This window comes from Bradyrhizobium sp. Arg816, assembly GCF_029989365.1.
Lineage (GTDB): Bacteria > Pseudomonadota > Alphaproteobacteria > Rhizobiales > Xanthobacteraceae > Bradyrhizobium.
The window spans coordinates 1-570 of sequence record NZ_JAPRAQ010000104.1 but is presented as its reverse complement, the minus strand read 5'-3'; the positions used below and the strand labels follow the sequence as shown (position 1 = coordinate 570).

Below are 570 nucleotides of genomic sequence, written 5' to 3'. Positions count from 1 at the left end.
ACCTTGCGATAGCCGAAATAGGCGACGGCATGGCCACGATTGTCGTCGAAGCCCGAACCGATCGTCAGCGTGGCGTCAACCGCGCCGCCATCAGCGACGCTGCCCTTTGGATAGCCGTAGCCCGGGAGCCCCGCGCCCGCACGCGCATCAAGCAGCGGCGTCAGGAACTTGTCACGATTGTCGTGCTGGAAAAGGCTGTACTGGCCGTCCAGCTTGATGCCGGTGAAGTCGGTGTCGATGATGAAGTTGACGACGCCGGCGACGGCGTCAGCGCCATAGGTCGACGACGCACCGCCGGTCAGCACTTCGACGCGCTTCAGGACTGAGGCAGGAATGATGTTGATGTCGGCGGCCGAACCGCTGGTCGGGCTCGGATCGCCCGGCAGCAGACGACGGCCGTTGACGAGAGAGAGCGTACGCGTCGTGCCGAGGCCGCGAAGGTCGACCGTGGCGGTGCCGTCGGCACCGTTGGCCCTGGTAGAATTCTGGCTGGCGAACACCGACGGGAGCGAGTTCATCAGGTCCTCGACTCTCGCCGTCCCCTGAAGCTTGATGTCCTGCGCTGTCACG

The 570-nt window shown here is 64.9% G+C and carries 1 protein-coding gene; it reads right to left on the bottom strand.

All coding sequences use genetic code 11. The features are described 5' to 3' along the window. Nucleotides 1-518, bottom strand: a 518-nt coding sequence (locus OWC48_RS46025) for a TonB-dependent receptor plug domain-containing protein (protein ID WP_282525931.1), incomplete at its 3' end; no start/stop codon positions are given. Nucleotides 519-570: the final 52 nt, after the last annotated feature.